Source organism: Pantoea sp. Aalb, from assembly GCF_009829985.1.
Lineage (GTDB): Bacteria > Pseudomonadota > Gammaproteobacteria > Enterobacterales > Enterobacteriaceae > SZZU01.
Genome location: NZ_SZZU01000009.1, coordinates 3,524 through 5,145, shown reverse-complemented (window position 1 = coordinate 5,145; position 1,622 = coordinate 3,524). Strand labels below are relative to the sequence as shown.

Here is a 1,622-nt window from a genome sequence, read left to right as displayed (position 1 = left end):
ACAGAACAATAAACAAACTTTAAAATTGAAGAGTTTGATCATGGCTCAGATTGAACGCTGGCGGCAAGCCTAACACATGCAAGTCGAACGGCAGCACAAAAGAGCTTGCTCTTTGGGTGGCGAGTGGCGGACGGGTGAGTAATGTCTGGGAAACTGCCCGATGGAGGGGGATAACTATTGGAAACGATAGCTAATACCGCATAATGTCGTAAGACCAAAGTGGAGGACCTTAGGGCTTCATACCATCGGATGTGCCCAGATGGGATTAGCTAGTAGGTGGGATAATAGCTCACCTAGGCAACGATCCCTAGCTGGTCTGAGAGGATGACCAGCCACACTGGAACTGAGACACGGTCCAGACTCCTACGGGAGGCAGCAGTGGGGAATATTGCACAATGGGCGAAAGCCTGATGCAGCTATGCCGCGTGTATGAAGAAGGCCTTCGGGTTGTAAAGTACTTTCAGTGGGGAAGAAGGCGATAAAACTAATAATTTTATCGATTGACGTTACTCACATAAGAAGCACCGGCTAACTCCGTGCCAGCAGCCGCGGTAATACGGAGGGTGCAAGCGTTAATCGGAATTACTGGGCGTAAAGCGCACGCAGGTGGTTTGTTTAGTCAGATGTGAAATCCCCGGGCTTAACCTGGGAACTGCATTTGAAACTGGCAAGCTTGAGTTTCGTAGAGGGGGGTAGAATTCCAGGTGTAGAGGTGAAATGCGTAGATATCTGGAGGAATACCAGTGGCGAAGGCGACCCCCTGGACGAAAACTGACACTCAGGTGCGAAAGCGTGGGGAGCAAACAGGATTAGATACCCTGGTAGTCCATGCTGTAAACGATGTCGACTTGAAAGTCGTATCTTTAAGATGTGACTTTCGAAGCTAACGCATTAAGTCGACCGCCTGGGGAGTACGGCCGCAAGGTTAAAACTCAAATGAATTGACGGGGGCCCGCACAAGCGGTGGAGCATGTGGTTTAATTCGATGCAACGCGAAGAACCTTACCTGGCCTTGACATCCAGAGAACTTTTCAGAGATGAATTGGTGCCTTTAGGAACTCTGAGACAGGTGCTGCATGGCTGTCGTCAGCTCGTGTTGTGAAATGTTGGGTTAAGTCCCGCAACGAGCGCAACCCTTATCCTTTGTTGCCATTGGTTCGCCCAGGAACTCAAAGGAGACTGCCGGTGATAAACTGGAGGAAGGTGGGGATGACGTCAAGTCATCATGGCCCTTACGGCCAGGGCTACACACGTGCTACAATGGTGTATACAAAGGGAAGCAAACTCGCGAGAGCAAGCGGATCTCATTAAAGTACATCGTAGTCCGGATTGGAGTCTGCAACTCGACTCCATGAAGTCGGAATCGCTAGTAATCGTAGATCAGAATGCTACGGTGAATACGTTCCCGGGCCTTGTACACACCGCCCGTCACACCATGGAAGTGGGTTGCAAAAGAAGTAGGTAGCTTAACCCTTTTAGGGAGGGCGCTTACCACTTTGTGATTCATGACTGGGGTGAAGTCGTAACAAGGTAACCGTAGGGGAACCTGCGGTTGGAATACCTCCTTAATCTAAAGATATTCCCTTATAAAAGTGCCCACATCCAATTGCCTAATAAATATA

General features: G+C 49.5%; 1 rRNA gene. It reads left to right on the top strand.

Annotation, left to right across the window (positions count from 1 at the left end):
- Positions 1–22 precede the first annotated feature (22 nt).
- Positions 23–1,568: ribosomal RNA gene (locus tag FD728_RS04720) — 16S ribosomal RNA — on the top strand.
- Positions 1,569–1,622 lie beyond the last annotated feature (54 nt).